Raw genomic sequence first — 22,497 nt, 5'->3', positions numbered from 1 at the left:
CCTGTTTGCCAAAGATGTGTGAATCACTTCACAGGTTCACCACTTGGAGGCCCAGTGCTTCGCTCCACCAAAGTCACGGTCGCGTTGCTGTTCTTCGCGTACGCGATCGACTACATAGATCGGCTGGCGATCAACCTCGCTCTCCCCTTGCTCGGTGAGGAGTTCGATCTCGACTACTCCCAGCGTGGATTGATCATCTCCACGTTCTTCATTGCATACACGCTGGCCCAACTGCCTGGTGGACTGCTCGCCGATCGATACGGCGCAGTCCGGATGGCTCTGATCGGGTTGGTGGCGTGGAGTGTCTTCACCGGCCTCACTGCCCTTGCCTGGTCGTTCGGGACGCTTCTGGTTGTTCGCTTTCTCTTCGGTCTCGCGCAGGGCGTGTTTCCGGCAGCTGCAGTAAAGCTCGTTGCCGAGCGGAGCATCCCGGAGCAACGTGCCACTGCCACAGGATGGATGAACAGTTCCAACGCCGTCGGTACGCTTCTTGCCATCGTTGTTGCGGCAGCACTTCTCCCGTTGATCGGCTGGCGTGGAATGTTTCTGGCCGTCGCGGCGCTCGGCGTACTCTCGCTTGTCAGCATCAAGTTGTGGCTCCCGCCGGCACTTCCGGCGGAGAACGACCACGGTCCGGATTCCTCCTGGGACAACATGCGCACCGTACTTCGCTCCCGCGCGATGTGGCTCTTCGCCTTGATGTTCTTCGGATACGACTTCGTGATCTGGGGGATGTCGTCGTGGGTTCCGTCCTACCTCCATGACGAACGTGGAATCGCCCTCTCGAGTGCAAGCCTCCTTCTGATTCCGGCTACCGTGGTGGCCGCCGTGACCACCGTCATCGGCGGGCGAATCTCCGATCGGCTGGCTGGCAACAGTCGTGTCGTCGTAGTGCCGTCCATGCTCGCGTGCATCGTGATGCTCGTTTCGATTCCTTTCGTCTCCAACACGGCCTTGTTCGTCGTTCTCGTCACCCTCGGATCTGCCGCTGCCTCTTTCGCTTTCATGCCGTGTTTTGCACTTCCGCTTCGTAGCCTGCCTTCGTCGGTGGTCGGAGCAGCCTCGTCGATGATCATTTTCGGCGGCATGGTCGCCGGAATAGTCGCACCGCTTGTATTCGGATTCATCGTGGACCATCTCTCCTGGCCAGCGGCGTTCGTATCGCTCGCACTCGGGCCCGTCGTGGCGATCGTCGCGGTCATGGCAGCACCACAAACCCGAGAAAAGATGCTGAACCTGGTGCAACTGAAAACCGCCAACTGAAAGAAGATCAACCATGAATCAACTGCTTTCGAATCTCGAGTTCGGAGACCCGTCGCGGTTGCGAACCGTCGAGCCGCACTGGTTCGAGCTCTACCGGGACCTACACGCACACCCCGAGTTGTCCGGCGACGAAACTCGCACCGCCGCAATTGTTGCCGAGGAACTTCGGCGAATCGGCGGCTGGGACGTCACGGTCGGTGTCGGCGGTACGGGTGTCGTCGGTGTTCTCGAAGGGAGCAGCGGTCCGGTGATCCTGCTACGCGCCGACATGGACGCGTTGCCGGTGGCAGAAGACACCGGTCTGTCCTACGCCTCCAGAACTGATGGAGTCATGCATGCGTGTGGCCACGATGTCCACGTAACCGCGCTGCTTGCCACGTGCGCAGCACTTTCCGCGGATCCGACATCGATCACCGGGACTGTTGTCGCGGTCTTCCAGCCTGCCGAGGAGACCGGCTCCGGCGCTCGTGCGATGGTCGACGACGGAATCTTCGACCGCTTCCCACGACCGGACCTCTGCCTGGGACAGCACGTGGGCCCGACTCCTGCGGGGATGTTGGTCAGCAAACCCGACATCTTGATGGCAGCATCCGACACGATACGAGTGGTCTTTCACGGCCGTGGTGGACACGCGTCCTCACCGTACGCATGCATCGACCCTTTGTTGATGGCAGCGTCTTTCGCGCTGCGCATTCAAAGTCTGGTCGCTCATGAAGCGGCAACCCCGACAGCACCTGTGCTCACGGTGGGAGCCTTGCACGCCGGCACAGCTGCGAACATCATTGCCGACGACGCCGAACTGCTACTCAGCCTGCGAACTTTCAGTGCATCGTCGCGAGATCACATGCTCGAATCGGTGGGCAGGATCGCTCGCGCAGAAGCTGACGGGGCAGGCGCCGCCGACGCGCCGGACGTTCATGCGTACAACGGCTTTCCGGCCACGGTCAACACTCCGGACGCCACGTCCACGGTGATATCCGACCTGCGACAGGCCGGCTTGGGAATGCATACTCTGTCACAACCACTTTCGGGTAGCGAGGACTTCGGCATCTTCGGCACCGCCGCCCAATGCCCCTCCGTATTCTGGCATTTCGGCGGAACGGCACTTCAAAGTTTCGACGGAACCGCCCTTGCCGCGCTCGCTGAGGGACGGATACCACCCGGCACGCCGTCGAATCATTCACCGCGCTTCGCCCCAGATCCCGCCGCGGCCCTACCCGAAGGTGTTACAGCCATGACCGCGGCCGCGCTGGGAGCCCTTGCGCGGAGCGCGTGATTCCCACGCATACTGTCCCAGGGAGATAACGTCATGTCAGACGAACTGCACTACCTCAGCGCCACCGAAGCCATTGCTCACTTTCGCGCGCGGGAATTGTCTCCGGTCGAACTGCTACAGGCAATCATCGACCGAACTCAGAAGTTCGAACCTCACATCAATGCCTTCACCGAAGAGATGTTCGACGAGGCACTCGCAGGCGCCCGGGATGCCGAGAGCCGGTATCGCGGCCAAGGACCCGACCCGCGGCCACTGGAGGGAATTCCGGTAGCTGCCAAGGAAAAACATGCCATTGCCGGAAAGTCGCTGACCGAAGGCTCTCTGGCGGGGCGCGGCAACATCGCCCGCGAGAACGCACCGGTGATCGACCGAGTTCTGGCAGCAGGCGGTCTGATTCACGCACGCGCGACGACACCGGAATTCTGCGTCGCGGCATTCACACACTCTCCTTTGTGGGGCGTGACCCGCAATCCCTGGAACCTCGATTACAGCCCCGGAGGTTCATCCGGAGGAGCCGGCGCCGCACTGGCCGCCGGAACTACTACTCTGGCAACAGCATCCGACATCGGCGGGTCGACACGAGGCCCGGCAGGCTTTACCGGCACCGTCGGTCTCAAGGCCTCGTACGGGCGTATCGCCGGGGTCGCCCCGCTGTCCATGGATTCCTACCGTGGCGACGGTCCGATGGCCCGAACTGTCGACGACGCAATTCTTTTGGCCAACGTTCTGATCGGGCCGGATCCGCGTGACCATTCTTCCCTGAGGCCGGCGATCACGCTGCCACACGAGTACCCGTCGGTCGAGGGAATGCGAATTGCCCTGTGCCTGCGGCTCGGTGACTTCCCCATCGAGCCTGACATCGAGGCGAACACCCGGGCTCTCGCACAGTCGTTGGTCGATGCCGGCGCGATCGTCGAGGAGATCGAGTTGCCGTGGACTCGTGATTCGATGGCAGCAGCGGTGAAAGTCCATTTCGGAACGATCATGGGTGCATCCGTCGCGGAAGTTGCTCGCGTCCACGGTGATCTTCTTGCCGACTACACGCTCGACAACGTCGCGATCACGTCGAAGGGCGCTGCGGAAATGTCATTTCTGGACGGCCTTCGCAAGGAAACCCAAATGCAACGAGAGCTCGCCGAGGCGATGGCTCCCTTCGATGCGCTGATCTGCCCGACTTCGGGCACCATCGCCTTCCCGGCAGGCGAGTCTTTGCTCGACGGCCTCACTGTGGCGGGTCAGCACGTGAATAACACCGCCGAAGCACTTCTCACATTGCCGTTCAACGTCGCCAATCGGTGCCCCGTATTGGCGGTGCCGAGTGGACACGCACACAACGGCGTTCCCACGGGCGTCCAGATCGTCGGCCATACGTACGACGAACCGACCGTGTTCCGGATCGGCAAAGCACTGGAGAAGATCCGCCCGTGGGCATACACCGACCAGCATCAACCGAAGCTGAATGTGGTGACGCCGGCGTCCTCTTGATTGCTGAGGAGATCAGAGCTTGGCTCTGATCTCCTCAGCGATCGGCTGGAACTGCTCGAGGAATGTCAGGGCCCAACCGAAGGACGCGACGCCCTCGTAGTCGAACGAGTACACCTGATCATTCTTGACGGCGCGCAGACGCTGGAAGATGGTGTCGTTCGCCAACTTCTCGTTGATGGGGCCCTTGCCACTGTTCGTGATGATGACGTCGGCCTCGTCGAGTAGCTCCAACTGCTCCCTCGGGAACCACTCGTTGCTGCCGGCGGGAATTGCGAGTGAACGGTCGTTGAACTGGAACCCGGCCTCGCTGATGACCGTCGTCTGATACTTGGTCGGCGAGTACAGCGAGAAACCACTCTCCTCGAAGTACGTGGTGTAGACGACCTTCACCTTGCTCAGCACATCAGCGTTGTCGCTGCGGAACTTGGCGATCCGCGCCTCGTACCGATCTGCCAACTCTTGAACCTTCGCGCTCTGGTTCAGCGCGTCCGCGACTCCGAAGGCGCGCTCCTTCCATGCGTACTGCCCGTCCTCGGCAAAAACCGCGGTCGGTGCGATCGACCGGATCTGCTCGTAAAGATCCGGGTTGTTCTCCGACAGCAGGTTGGTCATCACGATCAGGTCGGGAGACAAAGCCGCTATCGCCTCGGCGTTGGGCTCGTACCAGCGTCCCACCTTCGGGAGAGACCGCAGAGCGGACGCATAGGGTTCCGGGACGCCGTCGGCGTTCTCGTAGTCGACCGGCAATCCGACCGGTGTGAACCCGGCGTCGAACATCGCGGGGCCCGTGTAGTAATCGGCGCTGACCACCCGTTGCGGGTTGGTGGGCACTTCCACCTGCCCCAGAGCCGTGTTGATGGTGCGCATCGAACCCTCGGCCGATTCACCGGAGCTGGTTCCGCAGGCCGTGAGCAATCCGATCCCCGCCAAGGCACCGGCTCCGAGGAAACCGCGTCGGGTAAGTGCTGCGGTGATGCGAGCGAATTCGGCATCGGTGTCAGCGCTGGGCAATAGAAGTGATGTCATGAAAGTGCCTCCAAAGCGCCGGTTTCGAGTTCGTTGAGCCAATTGATTGCAGTGCCGTAGTCGGTGACCTGAGTGCTGATTCCGAATACCCGGCCCGAAGCTGCTGCCGGAATGCGGCTCCACAGCGGGCTGGCGAAGACGGATTTCATTCCTGCAGAATCAGTTCCGTTCGGCTGCTTCGGGTAGATGACGACGGTGACGTCCCGCAGCATTTCGAGTTGTTCGAGCGGGAAGGCTTCGAAGCCGGTGGCTGGGCGCAGGTCCGGGATGAATTCGCCGCGGGTCACGTTCAGGTCGGCGAGCATCGCGCCGGTCACTCCGGTTGGATACAAGATGGAGAAGTGCCCTTCCGAACCACCGATAGCAACCTGGGCCCACCGATTCTCGCCAAGCTGCGCGGCGTATTCGGTGCGGATTCGCTCTTGCATCGCCTGATACTTCTCGCGATTCGACGTCAATGCCGAACCCTTGTTGACCGCGTCTGCGACACCCTCGGCGACAGCGCGCCAATCCGATCGGTTCGTGCCCGAATACACCGCTGTCGGAGCAATTTTCGAGAGCTCGCGGAACATGTCCTCGTCGATCTCGTACGCATCGCCGACGATGAGATCAGGCGCGGCAGCCACGACGGCTTCGCGGTTGACCTCGAGGAAAACCCCCACCGTGGACAAGCCGTCGATGAACTTCTGCTGTGTCGGGGTGAACTGGTCGATGTACGCGCTGTAGTCGAGCGTCGCGACGGGTCGGGCGCCGACGGCTTGCAACTGCCACGGGGTGTTGTATGAGACGGCGACGATGCGCTGCGGATCGACGGGAACATCCACGGATCCGTAGTGCGTCTGCACAGTACGAGTTGCGCCGTCCGCACCGTCCCCGCCCTCCCCACTACTGCATCCGACGAGAGCAAGTGTGGACAGCGCGGCGGCACTTCCGCCGAGAAAGCCGCGTCGAGTCAGGGCAGCGGTGATGCGAGCGAACTCTGCATCGGTATCTGGAGTCGGTAACAGGAGCGATATCATGGGTTTCCTGACGGTTATCCGAATTAGGGTTACCTAAAATTACTCTCACCTGCGCCGTTACGGTGAAGCCTCTTGGCCAAGACATATCTCTTTCGCGCCAAGCCTCCAATCGTTGAACTGGTATTACCACTTGACCTCTTACCGAGAAGCGGGTTACGGTCGGTACATGTTTCAACCCGTTGCACGTACCTCGGCCTCCGGCGCAGTCTTCGACCAGATATCGGTGAAAGTGCTGGCCGGAGAGCTGGCTGCGGGTGAGGTACTACCCAGCGAGCGCAAGCTCGCCGAGGCATTCGGCGTCTCGCGGCCCGCAGTCCGCGAGGCAATTCAGAAGCTCGCCCAGGCCGGACTCGTCGAGGTCCGCCAGGGCGAGTCCACGTCGGTGCGCGATTTTCGACGCCAGGCCGGACCCGAACTTCTCCCCCAGCTGCTGGTGCGCGACGGCGTCCCCGACCTGAGCGTGGTGCGCAGCGTCCTGGAAACTCGCGAGTTGATGGGACCGCAGATCGCTGTGCTGGCCGCCCGTCGCATCTCCGCGGAATCCGCCCGAGAACTCGACACGGCCGTTGATCAACTAGGCGCCACCGAAGATCCAGTGGAGTTGCAAGACCGCGCTCTGGCGTTCTGGGACGTCGTCGTCGACAGCGCAGATTCCATTGCCTTCCGTTTGATCTTCAACAGCCTTCGGGCTGCATACGAGCCGGCTATGACTGCACTTGCATCCGTCATGGTCGCCGAAGTCGGCCAGACCGACCTGTATCGAAAACTGGCCTCCGCCATCACTTCACACGACGAGCCAACTGCCGAGGCGTCAGCCGCACAGCTCCTTCACACCGGCACGACGGCAATCGGCGACGCTCTCACCTTCCTGGAAGGACTGAAACCATGAGCAAGCCTCTTACTCTCGCCGATGCGGCACGGACGTTCGGCAAGTCACCGACGCCGTGGATGATCGGCACCATGCTGCTGGCCGCCGCGGCGGCGCGCATCGCAGTGGGCAACTGGCAGATCACCGACGCCCTCGTTCCGCTCGTGATGCTTGCCGCATTCCCCTTCGTGGAGTGGATCATTCACGTCTTCGTTCTTCATTGGAAGCCACGAACCATTGCCGGCGTCACACTCGATTCACGGCTGGCGCGCAGCCATCGGGAACACCACTTTGCGCCGCGAACCGTCTCACTCATCTTCATCCCGTGGCAGACGCTCCTGATCGTGATTCCCGTTCTGACAGCCGTCGCCCTCCTGGCATTTCCCCGCGTCGAACTCGGTCTGACGTTCCTGACCTGCATTTCCGTGCTCGGCCTCGGTTACGAGTGGACACATTTCCTCATCCACAGTGACTACAAGCCGAAAACTGCTCTCTACCGGTCAGTTTGGCGCAACCACCGCAACCACCACTTCAAGAACGAGCACTACTGGTTCACCGTCACCACCGCGGGAACTGCCGATCGAGTACTGGGCACGTACCCCGATCCCAAATCCGTCGAGACCTCCCCGACAGCCAAGAACCTGCACGGCGCAGCGTCCAAGCTGTGAAGGAAGACCGATTCCTGGCCCCCAGCTGGCAATGAACTTGAACTTGCCTGTGTATCAGCAATTTTCGTTGAAACTCGTCAGAACCGTGCTTAGTGTCGATGGAGTCAGAAGTTCGAAAAACGCTGTAACCGAAGGACACAACACATGTTCAACGATGTATTCAACAACGTCATCCACCCGATGGTCACGAACTTCCAGCAGTTGGGCCCCCAGCAGTTCATTCCGCAGCAGTTCATCCCACAGGGAGTGTTCCAGCAGGCGCCGCAGGCAGCAGAGCAGGCAGTGACGATCTTCGGTAGCTGATACCGCAATCCACAGATAGCGCCACTCAGGGGTCGTCCGTCCAATATGCTGGACGGACGACCTGAGTGCCTCCGCCTGACAAGGATCCCCATGACCGCGAACACCCCCATCCACGCTTTCACCGACGACGCCCTGGGCGACCTCGACGCCACCGGCGTCGCCGCCCGGATCGAATCAGGCGAGGTGACCGCACGGGAAGTCATGGAGGCATCAATCGCCCGCGCCGAGGCAGTGCAGGGGCAACTGAACGGTCTGGCCTGCACTGATTTCGATCGTGCCCTCGCCAGGAGCAACCGGCCCGCCAAGGGCGTCTTTGCCGGTGTCCCCACCGCGATCAAGGACAACACCGACAGCGCCGGCCTTCCCACCCAGCAGGGCAGTACCGCCTTCACCGCGATCCCCGCCAAAGCCGACAGCGATTTCGCGAAGCAGTTCCTCTCCACCGGGGCCATTTCGATCGGCAAGACCCGACTGCCCGAGTTCGGATTCAGTGCGTCCACCGAATACATGACGGAAGAACCCGTCCACAACCCGTGGAATCCGGCGTACTCGTCGGGCGCTTCCTCGGGAGGCGCAGCCGCGCTTGTTGCTGCCGGCGTACTCCCGATCGCGCACGCCAACGACGGCGGTGGATCGATTCGCATTCCCGCCGCTGCCTGCGGACTCGTCGGACTCAAACCCACTCGCGGACGCACCATCGCCGATCCAGCCGACAAGTCGATGCCGATCCGGTTGATCGCCCAGGGCGCCGTTACTCGCACTGTTCGCGACTCTGCACGATGGATGTCTGCGGCTGAGAACTACTACCGCAATCCGCGACTCGCACCGGTTCGCTTGATCGAAGGACCCAGCTCAACCCGCCTGCGCGTCGGCGTGATCGCCGATTCCGTCACCGTCACCAAGACGGACGACGAGACGCGCAAGTCCGTCGAAGCTACGGCCGAACTCCTTGCAAGCCTTGGCCATCATGTCGAGGACGCAGCACTGCCCGTCGGGCCCGAATTCGTCGACGACTTCAGCATTTACTGGGGCTTTCTGTCGTTTGCCATCTCCACCGGTGGCAAACAAATGCTCGCACCCGACTTCGACAAGTCCGGCACCGACAATCTCACCAAGGGCCTCTACACGCTGTACCGGAAGAACCTGGTGAAGACGCCGCGCGTGCTCTATCGTCTGCGACGGCTCCAGCAGCAATACAGCGCCATGTTCTTGAAGTACGACGTCGTGCTCTCGCCGGCCCTGGGGCACACCACCCCCGAGCTGGGATACCTCTCTCCCGCTCAGCCTTTCGAGGAACTCTTCGACAAGCTGATCGCGTACACATCGTTCACGCCACTGAACAACATCTCCGGAGGTCCCGCGATTTCGCTACCGATGCATCAGACCAGCAACGGTTTGCCGTTGGCTTCGCATTTCTCCGCCGATCTCGGCGACGAGCGCACACTCCTCGAATTGGCCTTCGAACTGGAAGAGGCTCAGCCCTGGAGAAGAATCCAGGACTGAGCCTCGCCGGTAAATACCCTCAGTCTCGCGGCAATCCGAGCATGCGCTCACCGATCACGTTGAGCTGCACCTCGGTTGTGCCGCCGTAAATGGTGGTGGCGCGGCCCGAAATGAGTTGCTCCATCGCCTTGTCGCTTGGCTGACCTGGGATGCTGACCGCTCCGGCAGCACCCAGTTCGGCGACGACGAACTCGGCGATCGACTGGCTGATCTTCATCGCCAACAGCTTGCCGACGCTCGACGTCGTACTCACGTCGATTCCCGAAAGTTGCTTGAGCACAACGCGGGAACCGATGAGATCGATCGCCTGACTCTCCGCAACCAGCTCGCCGACACGGTAGCGTCCGATCGGGCTCAGGTCTGCCGACTTCGCGAACTTCAGCAGATCGGAGTCCGAGGCGTACGCCTCCATCTTCTGGCTGAGCGCGACGCGCTCGCCGGCCAGCGTCGTCCGGGCGACGTTCCACCCGTCGTTGACCTCACCGACCACGTTCTCGTCGGGGATGAACACGTCGTCGAGGAACACCTCGTTGAACAACGCCGAGCCCGTCATCTCACGCAGCGGGCGGACGGTGATGCCCGGTGTCGACATATCGAGCACGAAGTAGGTGATGCCCTGATGCTTCGGCTTAGTGGCGTCCGTGCGGGCGATCAGCATTGCCCAGTCGGAGAACTGCGCAACCGTGGTCCAGATCTTCTGACCGGTGATCTTCCAACCGCCGTCGACCTTTTCGGCCTTCGTGGACAATGACGCAAGGTCGGAACCAGCACCGGGCTCGCTGAAGAGCTGGCACCACACCAGCTCACCCTGCAGGGTAGGCACGGCCAGCTCTTGCTTCTGCTTGTCCGAACCATGTGCCACGACGGCCTGCACTGCCCACGTTCCCATCAGAAGCTGCGGCATCGAGATACCGGCAGCCTTGATTTCCTGGGAGATGACGATCTGCTCGAGCGGAGCGGCGCCGCGCCCGTACGGCTTCGGCAGGTGAGGCTGAACCCAGCCGCCGTCGCCGAGCGCGATCAGCTGGTCGTCCTCGTCGAGCTCGACCAACTTGGCAAGCTCGGCCGCGATGCCGCCGCGGATCTCCTCTGCCTCCGGCGGCAGTTCGAGAACCGAAGCCCGGCTGACACCGTCAAGTGCCTGCTGCGCAACACGGTTGGCACGATCCTCGCGGGTACCGAGAATGCCGCGGATCGAGAGCGCGCGCCGGTAGTACAGGTGGGCGTCGTGCTCCCACGTGAAGCCGATGCCGCCGTGGACCTGCACGCAGTCCTGCGCTACCTGCACTGCGGCGTCCGGCACGATGACTGCGGCGATGTCGGCGGCAAAATCTGCCGTGTCGTCGCCCTTGTCCAATGCGCTTGCCGCATCCCACACAACGGCGCGTGCCTGCTCGAGCGCAATGCCCATCTGCGCACACTTGTGCTTGACGCCCTGGAACTGACCGATGGGTCGCCCGAACTGCACACGCGTCTTGGCATACTCCGATGCAGTGGAGACGCACCAGGACATGACACCGACGTCTTCGGCGCCGAGAACGACTGCGGCAATGGACCGTACCCGCGCCTCGGTGAGACCGTCGAGTATCCGTTCGGCGCTGATCTGAACATTGTCAGCTTCGATCCGCGCACTACCGCGCAGCACGTCGATGCTGTCCTGAACGGTGATCGCGACTGCGCTGCTCTCGAGCACCGCGTAGCGAACGCCCTCGGGCAACTGGATCGGAACCAGCAGTACGTCGGCGTGCTCACCACCGAGCACACCGTCGAGTGCGCCCGTGATCTTGTACCCACCGTCCGACGACTCGGCCGCCAACGGTGCACCCAAGGCGACTGCTGCCGTACGACTTCCGTCGATCAGACCGGGCAGGAACTCGGGTCCCGCCTTGGAATCGGCGACACCGAGAACGGCACTTGCCAATACCGTCGGAACGAACGGGCCGGGAGAGACTGTGCGGCCCAATGCTTCCAGTGCCACCGCCAAGGTCAGCAGGCCGGCGCCGTGACCACCTTGCTCTTCCGGAACCGCGAGCCCGAGAAGGTCCTGCCCGACGAGTGCCGTCCAGAACTGGGGGAACTTGTCCTCGGTCCGCGACTCCACGGCCGCGCGTACCTGCTCGGTGGTGATGGTGCGCTCGGCGAAGGAGCGCACCGAATCTGCAAGCGCGGTGTGCTCCTCACTCAGCCCGAGGCCGAGTTCGTATGCGTTGCGTGCCATGCGCTTACAGTCGTTCTGCGAGGTCAGCGGTGGTCCAGGGACCCTCGCTCTCGATGGTGTTCACACCGTGCCAGCCGGCGAGTTCCGTGATGGCCCCACCCTGAACGGCATACACCTTGCCGGTGAGCTTGCAGTCCGCCGCCGCGAGATAGGCCACGAGCGGCGAGATGTTGGACGGCGCAAACGCGTCGAACTCACCCTCGGGGACCTCGGCCGCGAAGAGCGCACCCATACCGGGTGTCGCCAGCGTCAGTCGAGTACGCGCGATCGGCGCAATTGCGTTGACGCGCACGCCGTATCGATCGAGCTCGTCAGCGGCCACCAACGTCAGGGCTGCGATGCCCGCCTTGGCTGCACCGTAGTTGCCCTGGCCCGCATTGGGCATGAAGGTACCCGAAGCCGAAGCAGTGTTGATGACCGAAGCGTTGACGGTCTCGCCTGCCTTGCTCTGGTCCTTCCAGTATGCGGCAGCGTGGTGCAGTGTCGCTGCGTGCCCTTTGAGGTGCACGGCAATGACTGCGTCCCACTGGCTCTCGTCCATACCCGCGATGAAGGCGTCACGAAGAATGCCGGCGTTGTTGACCAGGACGTCGAGTCGGCCGAACTCACTGACGGCCTGCTTGACGAGGCCCTCGGCACCGTCCCAGGTGGCGATGTTGTCGGTGTTGGCAACGGCCTTGCCGCCTGCGGCAACGATCTCGTCGACTACCTGCTGCGCGGGGCCGGCATCTGCACCGGAACCGTCGTTTGCGCCGCCGAGGTCGTTGACCACGACGCTCGCACCCTCACGAGCGAAGAGCAGCGCATGCTCACGGCCGATGCCGCGTCCTGCTCCGGTGATGATCGCTACGCGACCGTCGAGACTTCCCATCAGTTCAAATTCCCATCAGTTCAGTTGTCGGACATGAAGACTCATTTGTCGGCGATGACCGCGAGGCCGTCCTTGATGACCAGGTCACCGACCGCGCTGGTTTCGTACGAGTACGACGTGGCTCCGTCTGCCGAACCCGACTTGTAGAACACCGTCTCGATGTCCTGGGTCGGGAGTACGGGTTTCGCGAATCGCACTGCGAGACGGCGCAACCGCTCGGTCTCGCCGCCTGCCAGTTCGGTCAGGGCTCCCCATGACGTGAACGCCATCGTGCACAGTCCATGGTTGATGATTCCGGGGAGACCGGACATCCGAGCGATCTCCTCGTCGAGGTGAATCGGCATCGGATCGCCGGAAGCCGGTGAGTACCGGAATGTCTGGTCCTCGTCGATGTGCTGGTTCACCACCGCTGCGGGTCTACCAGCGCGAAGAGCGTCGTCGAATCGGTGTTCGGGAGCCTTCTCGCCAAGTCCGGGGCCCGCGTCGACCTTGCGGAAGAAGGCCGTCATCCACTGCTCGTTGACCAATTCACCCTTGTCGGTTTTGGTTTCGACGTAGATGACGACGGTGGATCCGTTGTCCCGGCCCTCGAATCCGATGGGCTTGGCACGAGCGACAAGGTGGTCACCGGGGTAGATCGGACGGTGGAACAGGAAGTCCTGCTCACCGTGAACGAGCTTCATCAGCAGTTCGACCGGCGCCACCGACAGCGCAGCGGGTGCCATCGACATGAAGACGGGTACCACCGCGAAGACCGGCGGAGCGATCTCGCCTTTCAGGTGTCGCTCGATGGGGTCGTTTGTGGCAGCGGCATATTCGGCGATGCGCTCGGCTGTCACCTCGAAGTGCTCCGGATCGGTCCATACGTCCAGCCCGGACGTATCGAATTCGACCGCGTTGGTCTTCGGTGTCGTCATCGAGCCGTTACCCGACCAGCTCGGCGAACTTGGCCAGCGAGGCCTCGAGATCAGCCTTGGCGTTCTTGGCAACTGCCTTGCCGATCGGCCCGACGATCATGGTGCCCTTGAAGCTGGCGTCGACGGTTGCCTTCGAACCCGCACCGTCGGCCTCGACCGAGAGGATGAATTCGACGGTGACGCCGGCCATTCCGGTACCGGCAATCTTGACCATCTTCGGAACCTCGACCTCTTCGACGGTCCACTCGATCTTGTTGGCCATACCCATCACGGAGACGACCTCGGTGAACTTGGCGCCCAACGCGACCTCGGTGGGGAGTTCACTCTTCCAGCCCTGGTGAATGGTGAGCCACTCTTCCCAGCGAGACAGATCGGAGAGCGCATCCCAGGTCTTCTCGGGGGATGCGGGCAGTACGGCGGAGACGGAAACGGAAGCCATGATGAAACTCCTAGTGGGTAGCTGGCGGGTTGAGGGTGTGATTCAGCGTGCGTAGGGCTTGTATGCGGTCACGACAACTGCACCGCCGAGTCCGATGTTGTGCTGGAGGGCGACCTTCGCGCCGTCGACCTGACGCTTGTCCGCGGTTCCGCGGAGCTGCCAGGTGAGTTCGGCGCACTGCGCGAGGCCTGTTGCTCCGAGGGGGTGGCCCTTCGAGATGAGGCCGCCGGACGGGTTGACCACCCAGCGTCCGCCGTAGGTGGTGTCGTCGGCGTCGACGAGCTTGCCGCCGTCACCTTCGGCGCACAGTCCAAGTGCCTCGTAGGTCAGCAACTCGTTGGTGGAGAAGCAGTCGTGGAGTTCGATGACGTCGACGTCGTCGGCGGTGATCCCGGCCTGGGCGTATACCTTCTCGGCGGCCTTGCGGGTCATGTCTGCGCCGACGAGGCTGATGGCGCTCTTGTCCTCGAAAGTGCTGTTCATGTCGGTGACCATGGCCTGTCCGACGATCTCGATCGCCTGAGCAGCGAGCCCGTGCTTCTCGACGAATGCTTCGCTGGCGATGATCGCCGCGCCGGATCCGTCCGAGGTGGGCGAGCACTGGAGCTTGGTGAGCGGCCCGTGGATCTGGCGTGCTTCGAGGATCTGCTCGAGGGTGTACTCGTCCTGGAACTGCGCGTACGGGTTGTTCAGTGAGTGCTTGTGGTTCTTGACGGCGATCTTCGCGAACTGCTCGGCAGTGGTTCCGAAGCGTTCCATGTGCTCGACGCCCGCGGCGCCGAACATGTACGGAGCCGGCGGCATCGCGAACTCCTGCAGCTCGGCGAGAGCGAGGAGGTGCCGCATGAGGGGCTGTTCACGGTCGTCGTAGGTGGATCCGAGGGACCCGGACTGCATCTTCTCGAAGCCCAGCGCCAGTGCGCAGTCGGCCTGGCCACTCTTGACTGCCTGCGTGGCGAGGTAGAGCGCGGTCGATCCCGTCGAACAGTTGTTGTTCACGTTGACGATGGGGATACCTGTCAGACCGAGCTCGTAGACAGCGCGCTGACCTGCGGTGGACTCGCCGTAGACGTAGCCGACGTATGCCTGCTCGACCTCGGTGTAGTCGATACCCGCGTCTTCGAGCGCCTTGGTACCCGACTCGCGTGCCATGTCGGGGTAGTCCCACTCGCGGGCTCCCGGCTTCTCGAACTTCGTCATGCCGACGCCGACGACAAAAACCCTGTTACTCATTGCCACTCCTGAAGAGAACGGTATCTGTGTGTGACACGCTGTCCCACCAAAGTATGTGAGACATCTTGTCCAGTCAATGGCGGGGTGAGTATCGTTCGATTTATGACAAAAACAGCCGAGTCGGCGCAGCCCGACGGGCGCAGCACTCGCTGGAATGATCACAAGGAACAGCGCAAAGCGCGGATCCTCGACGCAGCACTCGATGCAGTCAACGAAGGTGGCGCCGACGTCGGCGTCCAGCAGATCGCCGAGCGCGCCGACGTCCCCCGTTCCGTTGTCTACCGGATCTTCAAGGATCGAGCCGACCTCGACGAGCAGCTGCGAGTCCGCATCCTCGAGATGATGATGACCGACCTGACCCCCACCCTCACGCCACAAGGCACCGTCGGCGAGGCCATCTCACGGGCCGTCGAGACCTACCTCCAGTGGATTGTGAAATATCCACGACTGCACCACTTTTTAGGCAAGGGCTCGCCGAGTACGCGGGCCACCGGTTCGAAAGTGGTGACCGGAACCAAGACGGCAATCGCCGTCCAATTGGGAAATTTGTTGGGCACGATCCTCACCAGCCGTGGCAAACCGTCGAAGATGGCGGAGCCCTTGGCTTTCGGCGTCATCGGATTGGTCGACGTCAGCGTCAACCGTTGGCTCAGCCAGCCGGGTTCCGATGTGACCAGTGCGGAATTGGCCGAATTCCTCGAACGCTCCATCTGGCAAGTCCTCGACGGCAATCTCCGGAGCATCGGTGTCGACATAACGCTGTCGACTCCGATCGCCGACCTGTGACAGTCACCGAACTACCCTGGACACTCGGCGGACGTGGACTTCAACTGGTCCAGGTTCCATCACTCGCCCTGCACGCACTGGGTGAAGACAACGCCACTCTTGCAATGGAACTCGCACCCGACCTCCTGACCCCGTATCTCCTCGGCGAAGAATGCCAGGGCTTGTGGCGCTACCGGAGCAAGCAGATAGCAGAGAATCCCCTCGACAGCGCGTGGATCACCCGCATCGCCGTCGATGCCCGCACCTCGACGCCGGTGGGGTTGGCCGGATTCCACGGTCGCCCCGATGCGCGCGGGATGGTGGAGGTCGGATATCGCATCGACCCGGCGTTCCGGCGTCAGGGCTACGCACGAACCGCCCTCGAGATACTTCTCGACGTCGCGAGTCGCGAATCCGAAGTACACATCGTTCGCGCGACCATCAGCCCGGACAATGCCGCATCTCGAAACCTGATCAGCCAGTACAATTTTTGCGAAGTCGGTGAGCAGTGGGACGAAGAAGACGGTCTGGAAACCATCTTCGAAGTCAGTGCCTCTCCGGAACCGTGACCGCCGTCAACCCGCTGGTTTTATCGGTCCAGTGAATGGCACGGTCCTCCAGCATCACCGGCGTCCACAACCTGTATGTATTCACCTGATGGTGATGACGACACAGCATTGGAGGTTGCTCGCAATGGTCCACCCACCGCGTCTCGGATCGGAAGGATCGAACTCGGTGACGTGGTCGAGTTGGCACCTGTTCGCGGGCACCGAACAACCAGGGAACCGGCAGTGACCGTCGACGGCCCGCACCAATGCGGCCAGAGCCGCTCCCGGAGCATAGGTCAGCGCGCCGGGAGGCGGATCGGGTTGGGTGCCATGCCCATCCGATCTTCGAACGATGTCCGGGGATCGCGCGACCAACCGTTGCATCGCCCGAATCCGATCCCCGCAGCCGTTCGGATCGCGACTTGGGCGATCACGTCGGGTGACAAGCGGCAGGACAGTCGGAGCATGCTGCCGACGCGGTCGGTTCCCCGCGGCCTGGGCGCGGAAATCGACGAACAAGGCCTGCCAGGTGGAATCAGCGGCGAGCTCGCGAGCAAAATCAGGATCGATCGGCCCGTATCCGTCGATGCTCGCGGGATCTGACGTCAATCCGAGGAGCGTCGCCAGATCACACACGATGTGCAACACCGGCTTCCTACGTGTGGGCGCAGTCGATCGAGCTGCTGGGGATACTGCCTCGCACGTTTCGCTGCCACACTGGCACGTCAGCCCCTGTTCGCCGTGCAGGAGAGCTACCAGTGCGTCGGCCCTACGGGTCGAGACATTTCGTGGATCGTGGTTGCAGACGCTTCCGGCGGCCTCGTTGATCAGGCCAAGCGCTTCGACGGCCTCGGTCGCGCTGAGTGTTGCCTGCAACTGGGCGAGTCCGTGACGGTCTGCTCGCGTGCGAACATCGCGGTGTTCCAGCATCTTCCGGCGACGTTCGGCGGCAGCATCCGGATCGTAGGCAAAGAGCTGGCGCTCGATGTCGCGCTCCAGTTGCCCGGGCGGAAGACGGTGCGCCGAGGCAAGTACCCGGCGCTCGAGTGCTGCGATCGCCTCCGGGTCGGCCCCGGTGAGTCCGTCGACAATCTTGCGCACACGCGCATAGTCCAGCTCGCCGGCAGCGAAGGCGGCCTTGGTGAGCGGAAGGAACTCCCGTAGGGCATCACCGATCTCGATGTGGACTTCGGCAGTACGACGCGAGCACGTGAGCATGACCGCGATCTCGTTGCATGCGATCCGCCACGCCTTGTCGACATCACCGGACACGTCGAGTTCGGCGTTGAATCGCGACTCCGACAACATGGATGCACCGAGCACCTTTTGCGCGGCAAGCATGTTCTCGCTCTGCGCCGTCGCAAAGAGCATGTCCGGCAACACGAGTGGGTCGACGACAGGACGGCCGTCATCGACGGATGTGCCCACACCGCCCGTCGATCCGTTATCGAACATACATTCGACAATAAACCCACCCACCGACAAGAAAACTAGAGTGCCGGTTTGTATCCCTTACCCTGCATCCACGCCAGCACGTCCAACACCCTGATGACCGGAACGGATTCGTCGAGACCTGCTCGTGCACGTAGATCGAGGAGTCGACTCTGCAACTCGTCTTCCCGCATGGCTACGCGAACGGGTTCCAGGTGGGCCGACTTCGTTCCCAACTCCCGCCCGATGACGTCGTCGTAGATCGGGAAGAGTCGCGGACGCTTGCGCGCGATCAGTTTGGACGCCATGGTTCGCCCGACACCGTGAATCTCTCGAAGCGCCGTCTCCAACCGCCACACCGGGGATTCCGGAGTGAAGGGATCGGGTTCGTTCGACAGATCGCGATCCGGGCCCACGTCCGCCAGGAGTCGGTTCAGTTCGGCATTGTTCTCCCCGAGCAGGAAGAAGGCTCCTTGCGCCGGAACCTGAACCGACAGAAGAGTCACCGCAACAAGATCTTCCGCGGTGAAGATGTTCGCATCACGATCGCGATTGCCACTGGGATCCCAGGAATCCCACAACGCACCGGTTCGGAGATAACCGGTCTTTCGGAGCGGCCTCGTGAAATATTCCTGCAGCACGTCGACCGCGCCGTCATCGTCCCCGTCTCGCAGCACACGCGGGAGTCGGATGGGCAACTGATCAACCATGGTCGAGCGACCTTTCCAGTACATATTTGGCGAACCCGGCGTTGTGATACTGCCGAAATGGGCCCTTGCCCTTGGCAACAAGATGCTCCGCGAGCGGACGAACCGTCGTCATGTCGACGGGCAGTTGAGCAAACTGTTCCAACGCATCCGAGTCCTCGAGACTGCAGTCGATCACGGTCCCGTCGCCGTCGGCGGACGCCAACTCGGTGCGTCTGATGGCGACCAGATCGTGCTTGGCGTCGAGTTCTTCGATGCTGCAGCCGGTTCGCGATTCCAGTGCCGAACTGGATACGTACACGGACATGACGTGCTCGATCGCCTTACCGCCGACCAGATGGCACTCGACGCTCAGAATCTCCATCGGACCGATATTGAGCGTGAACAAGCGATGGCGCTCCGCGGATCGGTTGGTCGACGGCAGGCAACTGATCGTCCACTGTTCGATCTCGACGGCGGCCGGAGCGTCGAACGCGTAGGAGAGAACCTCGGCAATCAGCTCGGCAAGATCTTCGAAGAGCGGGTCGCGCTGCAACCGCTCGAAATTCTCGACAGAAGCGGCGGGACGCACAGGCGCCTTGCTCACGCAGGTCCCCTCTCGTCCGGTGCTTTGCTCTCAGACCTCGCGTCCAAGGTACCCAGCCCTACGCGGGTCTCGCGCGTTCGCCCTCACATACACCCTCGCGTTATGGTTCTCGACACGTACCACCGCCTTACCGATCGCTAACTCGAGGAGCACACGAAGTGGAAATCAAGGGAACCGCAGCACTGGTCACCGGAGCGGCATCAGGCCTCGGCGCCGCAACAGCCAAGCGCCTCGCCGACGCCGGCGCTACCGTCTTCGGCCTGGATCTGCCCGCGTCGATCGAGCGCGCAGGCGACAACGTCCCCGCCGGCGTCACCCTCATCCCCACCGACGTGACCAGCGGCGAAGAGGTCGAAGCAGCGATCAACCAGATCGTCGAGTCGGGCTCCCCGCTGCGCATCGTCGTCAACTGTGCCGGTGTCGGCTGGGCCGGACGCATCCTGTCGAAGAAGGGTCCGCACGACCTCGAGCTGTTCCGCACGGTCATCACCGTCAACCTGCTCGGCACCTTCAACGTCATGCGCCTGGCCGCCGACGCCATCGCCAAGACCGAGGCCGTCGACGAGTCGGGCCAGCGCGGCGTTGTCATCAACACCGCTTCCGTTGCTGCCTTCGAAGGCCAGATCGGCCAGATCGCGTACTCCGCCTCCAAGGGCGGCGTGCACGGCATGACGGTTCCGGCTGCCCGTGACCTTGCGCAGTTCGGCATCCGCGTCAACACGATCGCTCCTGGCATCATCGACACCCCGATGCTCGCAGGCGTCACCGACGAGTACCGCAAGGGCCTCGAGGCCGGCGTTCCGTTCCCGTCGCGCCTGGGCCAGCCGTCCGAGTACGCGCAGCTCGCGCAGATGATCGTCGAGCACGACTACCTCAACGGCGAGACCATCCGCATGGACGGCGCACTGCGCATGGCGCCGCGCTAACCTCCCTGCTGTGCGCCTTTATTAACCGCCCGCGGTTAATAAAGGCGCACAGTTGTCAGAACGAATGAAAATACCCACCGTTGGAGTGGGCAGTTGCGCTGAGGTACTCGGCCACTTCCTTCGCCGGCATCGGTCGGCTGATGTAGTAGCCCTGAACCAATTCGCAACCGGCGGTAAGCAAGAGCCTCAGCTGGTCGGCCGTCTCCACGCCTTCCGCCAATGACTGCATACCGAGCGCCTTCGCCACCTCGACCACCGAAGTGACAACTGCCGAATCACCCTCGCTCAGTTCGGTGATGAACGACCGGTCGATCTTGAGGATGTCCAACGGCAGTTTCTTCAAACTCTCGAAAGACGAATAGCCGGTTCCGAAGTCGTCCAGGGCAATCGCAATTCCGGTGGCACGCAGGCGATCCAACTCGGCGACGGCAAGCTCCTCCACTGCTCCCGTCTCTGTGATTTCCAGCTGAAGCCGTTTGCCGGACAGACCGCTTGCCTCCAGCGCATCGTTCACGGCCGATCCGAAGCCGGACGACATCAGTTGCACCGGAGAGACGTTCACCGTCACGTAAGTGTCGTCGGGCCACGTCGCGGCTTCGGCGCACGCCATGTTCAGTACCTGAAGCCCCAGAGGGACTATCAGGCCGGTCTCCTCCGCGACATCGATGAAAATGTGCGGTGCAAGCACGCCCCGCACCGGGTGATTCCAGCGAAGCAGTGCCTCGAAACCCTCGACGCGGCCGGTGTCCGCACGAACCTGCGGTTGGTAGTACAGCTCGAACTGCCGAGACTCGATCGCAAGCCCAAGTTCTTGCAGGGCCGATGCTCGCTCCCTGGCCCGCGCCCGCAGCACCGGTGAGTATCTTCCTACCCGGTTCTTGCCGGCGGATTTTGCCGCATACAGCGCCAGGTCGGCGGACATGACAAGCGTGTCCGCGTCTTCGGAATCTGCGGGTGCTCCGGCATAGCCGATCGATGCACGAACCTCGATGCGATTCCCCCGCACGTAAAACGGCTCACGCAATGCATCCAGATAGCGAGCGAACACCTCTCCGCCGTCCCCTGTTCCCCGCAAGACGACGCCGAATTCGTCACCACCGATTCGCGCGCACATGGCGCCGTCGACCACCCGATTGAGCCGTGCAGCAACGGAAATCAACAATTTGTCACCGACAGGGTGCCCTAACGTGTCGTTCACCGACTTGAAATTGTCCAGGTCGAGGATTCCGACAAGGACTTCCTCGCCGGTTCGGACGGTGCCGAGCGCGTCGGACAGCTCCGAGCCGAACGTCCGGCGATTCGGGAGCCCGGTCAGTCCGTCGGTTGCAGCAAGCCACAGAATTCGCCGCTCGTAGTTGTACTTCTCGGTGATGTCCGAGCCCACGCCTCGCCAACCCACGAACTCCGTGGCCTCGGATAGCCTGGGATGACCCGACAGAGACCACCATCGGTCGACGCCGTCGACACGAACGGGAATGACGACCTCTCGAAACGGCATGAGGCGGTCGAGGTGATCTCCGATGACCTGGACCGCGGCTCGGCCACTCTTCGTCGAACCCACGTCGAGCCGATCCAACAATCCGCGCAGCGACAGGGTTCGCAGGTCGGAGACGGGAACTCCCGAGATCTGCGACAGCCGAGCGGAGGTGTGCGACAACGTCCCGGTGGTGTCGACTTCCCACAGCCAGTCGCGTGACCCACCCTCGAAATCGTCGAGAAGCAAACTGACCGTCTGGCGCTCGGCAGCAGCCTCGAACTCGGCGAGACAACGACTTCGGAACGACGCCCAGAGGTACACGACGCCGATAATCAGTGTCACCGAGTAAACGACCAACTGGAACGAGAGCACAGCATATTCCGTAGTTCTCTTGGGCAGGATAACGACGAGCAATCCGATGCTGTGCACCAGAATCCACGCTACCGCTATCGACCGAACCGTCGACAACGCTACGGCGCCGGCGCCCATGACTCCGGCGAATGTCGCTAGAAGCACAAGCTTTCGCGAGTTGTCCGTCACGGGAAGCATCGCGGCGGCGAGAACGACAAGCAGAAGCCCGAGCAGGATCACCTCGAGCATGAGCGCCCAGTAGTCGTACCTCGTCGTATGTTTGGGCGTGTACCGGCCCTTCAGGACGACTCGCGGTATCCAGACGCGCACCGAATTGAGGACGACCAAGAAGGCCGCAGAACCCCAGATCACCCGAAACTCGTTGTGACCGGGGGGTACGACATACACAAGCAAAGCGCACACGCTGAGTACATTGACCATGTTGGCCAGTGGCGCGACCGTCGTCACCTGCAGTATCTGGCGTGCGAAGAGGTCGCGCCGCTCGACGTCAGACAGTTCGGCGTCGCTCGCACTCGAAGTCAGCCTGCTCAGCATGCAACACCCTCCATCGTGGAGCCGACCAGATGAAGGTAGCGCGGATGCGGGTTCCGGACACA

Annotated in this window: 21 protein-coding genes; 10 read left to right on the top strand and 11 right to left on the bottom strand. The window is 62.3% G+C overall.

All coding sequences use genetic code 11. The features are described from left to right. Positions 1-54 precede the first annotated feature (54 nt). The 3 genes from GN300_RS11780 to GN300_RS11770 are packed head-to-tail and all read left to right on the top strand — an operon-like array spanning position 55 to position 4,024. Positions 55-1,263, top strand: a complete 1,209-nt coding sequence (locus GN300_RS11780) for an MFS transporter (RefSeq protein WP_063315274.1) — start codon at positions 55-57, stop codon at positions 1,261-1,263. Between the two features lie 13 nt (positions 1,264-1,276). Then, positions 1,277-2,539, top strand: a complete 1,263-nt coding sequence (locus GN300_RS11775; protein ID WP_063315275.1) for an amidohydrolase — start codon at positions 1,277-1,279, stop codon at positions 2,537-2,539. A 33-nt stretch (positions 2,540-2,572) separates the two neighbouring features. Then, positions 2,573-4,024, top strand: coding sequence for an amidase (locus tag GN300_RS11770; RefSeq protein WP_063315276.1), 1,452 nt, complete (start codon positions 2,573-2,575; stop codon positions 4,022-4,024). A 12-nt stretch (positions 4,025-4,036) separates the two neighbouring features. On the opposite strand, the gene GN300_RS11765 is transcribed toward GN300_RS11770, so the two are convergent. Continuing rightward, on the bottom strand, positions 4,037-5,050 hold the full coding sequence (locus GN300_RS11765; protein WP_063315277.1) for an ABC transporter substrate-binding protein: 1,014 nt from the start codon (positions 5,048-5,050) through the stop codon (positions 4,037-4,039). Then, on the bottom strand, positions 5,047-6,069 hold the full coding sequence (locus tag GN300_RS11760; protein WP_063315278.1) for an ABC transporter substrate-binding protein: 1,023 nt from the start codon (positions 6,067-6,069) through the stop codon (positions 5,047-5,049). Before GN300_RS11760 ends, GN300_RS11765 begins: the two co-directional genes overlap by 4 nt. A gap of 166 nt (positions 6,070-6,235) precedes the next feature. On the opposite strand from GN300_RS11760, the gene GN300_RS11755 reads away from it, so the two are divergent. From GN300_RS11755 to GN300_RS11740, 4 genes are all read left to right on the top strand, one after another. Beyond that, positions 6,236-6,958 carry a FadR/GntR family transcriptional regulator gene (locus GN300_RS11755; RefSeq protein WP_063315279.1) on the top strand — a complete coding sequence of 241 codons (723 nt, stop codon included), beginning with the start codon at positions 6,236-6,238 and terminating at the stop codon, positions 6,956-6,958. After that, positions 6,955-7,605: a sterol desaturase family protein gene (locus tag GN300_RS11750; protein ID WP_063315280.1), complete on the top strand. Its 651-nt coding sequence runs from the start codon at positions 6,955-6,957 to the stop codon at positions 7,603-7,605. Before GN300_RS11755 ends, GN300_RS11750 begins: the two co-directional genes overlap by 4 nt. A 144-nt stretch (positions 7,606-7,749) precedes the next feature. Next, on the top strand, positions 7,750-7,908 hold the full coding sequence (locus tag GN300_RS11745) for a hypothetical protein (RefSeq protein ID WP_003944172.1): 159 nt from the start codon (positions 7,750-7,752) through the stop codon (positions 7,906-7,908). Between the two features lie 90 nt (positions 7,909-7,998). Next, on the top strand, positions 7,999-9,411 hold the full coding sequence (locus tag GN300_RS11740) for an amidase (RefSeq protein ID WP_063315281.1): 1,413 nt from the start codon (positions 7,999-8,001) through the stop codon (positions 9,409-9,411). Between the two features lie 19 nt (positions 9,412-9,430). Here the strand turns inward: GN300_RS11740 and GN300_RS11735 are convergent, their stop codons facing one another. The 5 genes from GN300_RS11735 to GN300_RS11715 are packed head-to-tail and all read right to left on the bottom strand — an operon-like array spanning position 9,431 to position 15,089. Continuing rightward, entirely contained in the window at positions 9,431-11,629 is a 2,199-nt protein-coding gene (locus tag GN300_RS11735) for an acyl-CoA dehydrogenase (RefSeq protein ID WP_047272735.1), read from the bottom strand. Positions 11,630-11,633: 4 nt separating this feature from the next. Beyond that, entirely contained in the window at positions 11,634-12,500 is an 867-nt protein-coding gene (locus GN300_RS11730) for an SDR family oxidoreductase (protein ID WP_007735961.1), read from the bottom strand. Positions 12,501-12,541: 41 nt separating this feature from the next. Continuing rightward, complete coding sequence (locus GN300_RS11725; RefSeq protein ID WP_030535857.1) at positions 12,542-13,417, bottom strand: MaoC/PaaZ C-terminal domain-containing protein; 876 nt, start codon at positions 13,415-13,417, stop codon at positions 12,542-12,544. A gap of 7 nt (positions 13,418-13,424) precedes the next feature. Next, entirely contained in the window at positions 13,425-13,856 is a 432-nt protein-coding gene (locus tag GN300_RS11720) for an SRPBCC family protein (RefSeq protein WP_030535858.1), read from the bottom strand. Positions 13,857-13,898: 42 nt separating this feature from the next. Beyond that, the gene (locus GN300_RS11715; RefSeq protein WP_007735955.1) at positions 13,899-15,089 is read right to left on the bottom strand and encodes a lipid-transfer protein; all 1,191 of its coding nucleotides are present in this window, start codon (positions 15,087-15,089) and stop codon (positions 13,899-13,901) included. Positions 15,090-15,191: 102 nt separating this feature from the next. Between GN300_RS11715 and GN300_RS11710 the strand changes: the two genes are divergently transcribed. Together GN300_RS11710 and GN300_RS11705 are read left to right on the top strand one after the other, a co-directional pair. Next, entirely contained in the window at positions 15,192-15,875 is a 684-nt protein-coding gene (locus tag GN300_RS11710) for a TetR/AcrR family transcriptional regulator (protein WP_007735953.1), read from the top strand. After that, positions 15,872-16,423 carry a GNAT family N-acetyltransferase gene (locus GN300_RS11705; RefSeq protein ID WP_063315282.1) on the top strand — a complete coding sequence of 184 codons (552 nt, stop codon included), beginning with the start codon at positions 15,872-15,874 and terminating at the stop codon, positions 16,421-16,423. The genes GN300_RS11710 and GN300_RS11705 overlap by 4 nt, the downstream gene beginning before the upstream one ends. A gap of 81 nt (positions 16,424-16,504) precedes the next feature. On the opposite strand, the gene GN300_RS11700 is transcribed toward GN300_RS11705, so the two are convergent. From GN300_RS11700 to GN300_RS11690, 3 genes are read right to left on the bottom strand one after another with little or no spacing between them, the layout of a single operon-like run. Beyond that, positions 16,505-17,857 (bottom strand): DUF222 domain-containing protein, encoded by a 1,353-nt coding sequence (locus GN300_RS11700; RefSeq protein WP_233405624.1) that lies wholly within the window; start codon positions 17,855-17,857, stop codon positions 16,505-16,507. A gap of 35 nt (positions 17,858-17,892) precedes the next feature. Next, positions 17,893-18,543, bottom strand: coding sequence for a DUF6308 family protein (locus GN300_RS11695; RefSeq protein ID WP_030535861.1), 651 nt, complete (start codon positions 18,541-18,543; stop codon positions 17,893-17,895). After that, on the bottom strand, positions 18,536-19,126 hold the full coding sequence (locus tag GN300_RS11690; RefSeq protein WP_063315283.1) for a hypothetical protein: 591 nt from the start codon (positions 19,124-19,126) through the stop codon (positions 18,536-18,538). Before GN300_RS11690 ends, GN300_RS11695 begins: the two co-directional genes overlap by 8 nt. A 158-nt stretch (positions 19,127-19,284) precedes the next feature. Between GN300_RS11690 and GN300_RS11685 the strand changes: the two genes are divergently transcribed. Beyond that, on the top strand, positions 19,285-20,052 hold the full coding sequence (locus GN300_RS11685; protein ID WP_003944195.1) for an SDR family NAD(P)-dependent oxidoreductase: 768 nt from the start codon (positions 19,285-19,287) through the stop codon (positions 20,050-20,052). Between the two features lie 55 nt (positions 20,053-20,107). On the opposite strand, the gene GN300_RS11680 is transcribed toward GN300_RS11685, so the two are convergent. Next, a complete protein-coding gene (locus GN300_RS11680; protein ID WP_030535863.1) occupies positions 20,108-22,435 on the bottom strand; it encodes a bifunctional diguanylate cyclase/phosphodiesterase in 2,328 nt (775 codons plus the stop codon). Positions 22,436-22,497 lie beyond the last annotated feature (62 nt).

This window comes from Rhodococcus sp. Ni2 (assembly GCF_021352185.1).
Lineage (GTDB): Bacteria > Actinomycetota > Actinomycetes > Mycobacteriales > Mycobacteriaceae > Rhodococcus_F > Rhodococcus_F qingshengii.
The sequence above is the reverse complement of the archived record's forward strand: the minus strand, read 5'-3'. Positions and strand labels throughout refer to the sequence as shown.

Coding starts and splice junctions, on each gene's coding strand:
- GN300_RS11775 (WP_063315275.1), top strand. CDS start 1,277: ATGAATCAACTGCTTTCGAATCTCGAGTTCGGAGACCCGTCGCGGTTG.
- GN300_RS11770 (WP_063315276.1), top strand. CDS start 2,573: ATGTCAGACGAACTGCACTACCTCAGCGCCACCGAAGCCATTGCTCAC.
- GN300_RS11765 (WP_063315277.1), bottom strand. CDS start 5,050: ATGACATCACTTCTATTGCCCAGCGCTGACACCGATGCCGAATTCGCT.
- GN300_RS11760 (WP_063315278.1), bottom strand. CDS start 6,069: ATGATATCGCTCCTGTTACCGACTCCAGATACCGATGCAGAGTTCGCT.
- GN300_RS11755 (WP_063315279.1), top strand. CDS start 6,236: ATGTTTCAACCCGTTGCACGTACCTCGGCCTCCGGCGCAGTCTTCGAC.
- GN300_RS11750 (WP_063315280.1), top strand. CDS start 6,955: ATGAGCAAGCCTCTTACTCTCGCCGATGCGGCACGGACGTTCGGCAAG.
- GN300_RS11745 (WP_003944172.1), top strand. CDS start 7,750: ATGTTCAACGATGTATTCAACAACGTCATCCACCCGATGGTCACGAAC.
- GN300_RS11740 (WP_063315281.1), top strand. CDS start 7,999: ATGACCGCGAACACCCCCATCCACGCTTTCACCGACGACGCCCTGGGC.
- GN300_RS11735 (WP_047272735.1), bottom strand. CDS start 11,629: ATGGCACGCAACGCATACGAACTCGGCCTCGGGCTGAGTGAGGAGCAC.
- GN300_RS11730 (WP_007735961.1), bottom strand. CDS start 12,500: ATGGGAAGTCTCGACGGTCGCGTAGCGATCATCACCGGAGCAGGACGC.
- GN300_RS11725 (WP_030535857.1), bottom strand. CDS start 13,417: ATGACGACACCGAAGACCAACGCGGTCGAATTCGATACGTCCGGGCTG.
- GN300_RS11720 (WP_030535858.1), bottom strand. CDS start 13,856: ATGGCTTCCGTTTCCGTCTCCGCCGTACTGCCCGCATCCCCCGAGAAG.
- GN300_RS11715 (WP_007735955.1), bottom strand. CDS start 15,089: ATGAGTAACAGGGTTTTTGTCGTCGGCGTCGGCATGACGAAGTTCGAG.
- GN300_RS11710 (WP_007735953.1), top strand. CDS start 15,192: ATGACAAAAACAGCCGAGTCGGCGCAGCCCGACGGGCGCAGCACTCGC.
- GN300_RS11700 (WP_233405624.1), bottom strand. CDS start 17,857: ATGTTCGATAACGGATCGACGGGCGGTGTGGGCACATCCGTCGATGAC.
- GN300_RS11695 (WP_030535861.1), bottom strand. CDS start 18,543: ATGGTTGATCAGTTGCCCATCCGACTCCCGCGTGTGCTGCGAGACGGG.
- GN300_RS11680 (WP_030535863.1), bottom strand. CDS start 22,435: ATGCTGAGCAGGCTGACTTCGAGTGCGAGCGACGCCGAACTGTCTGAC.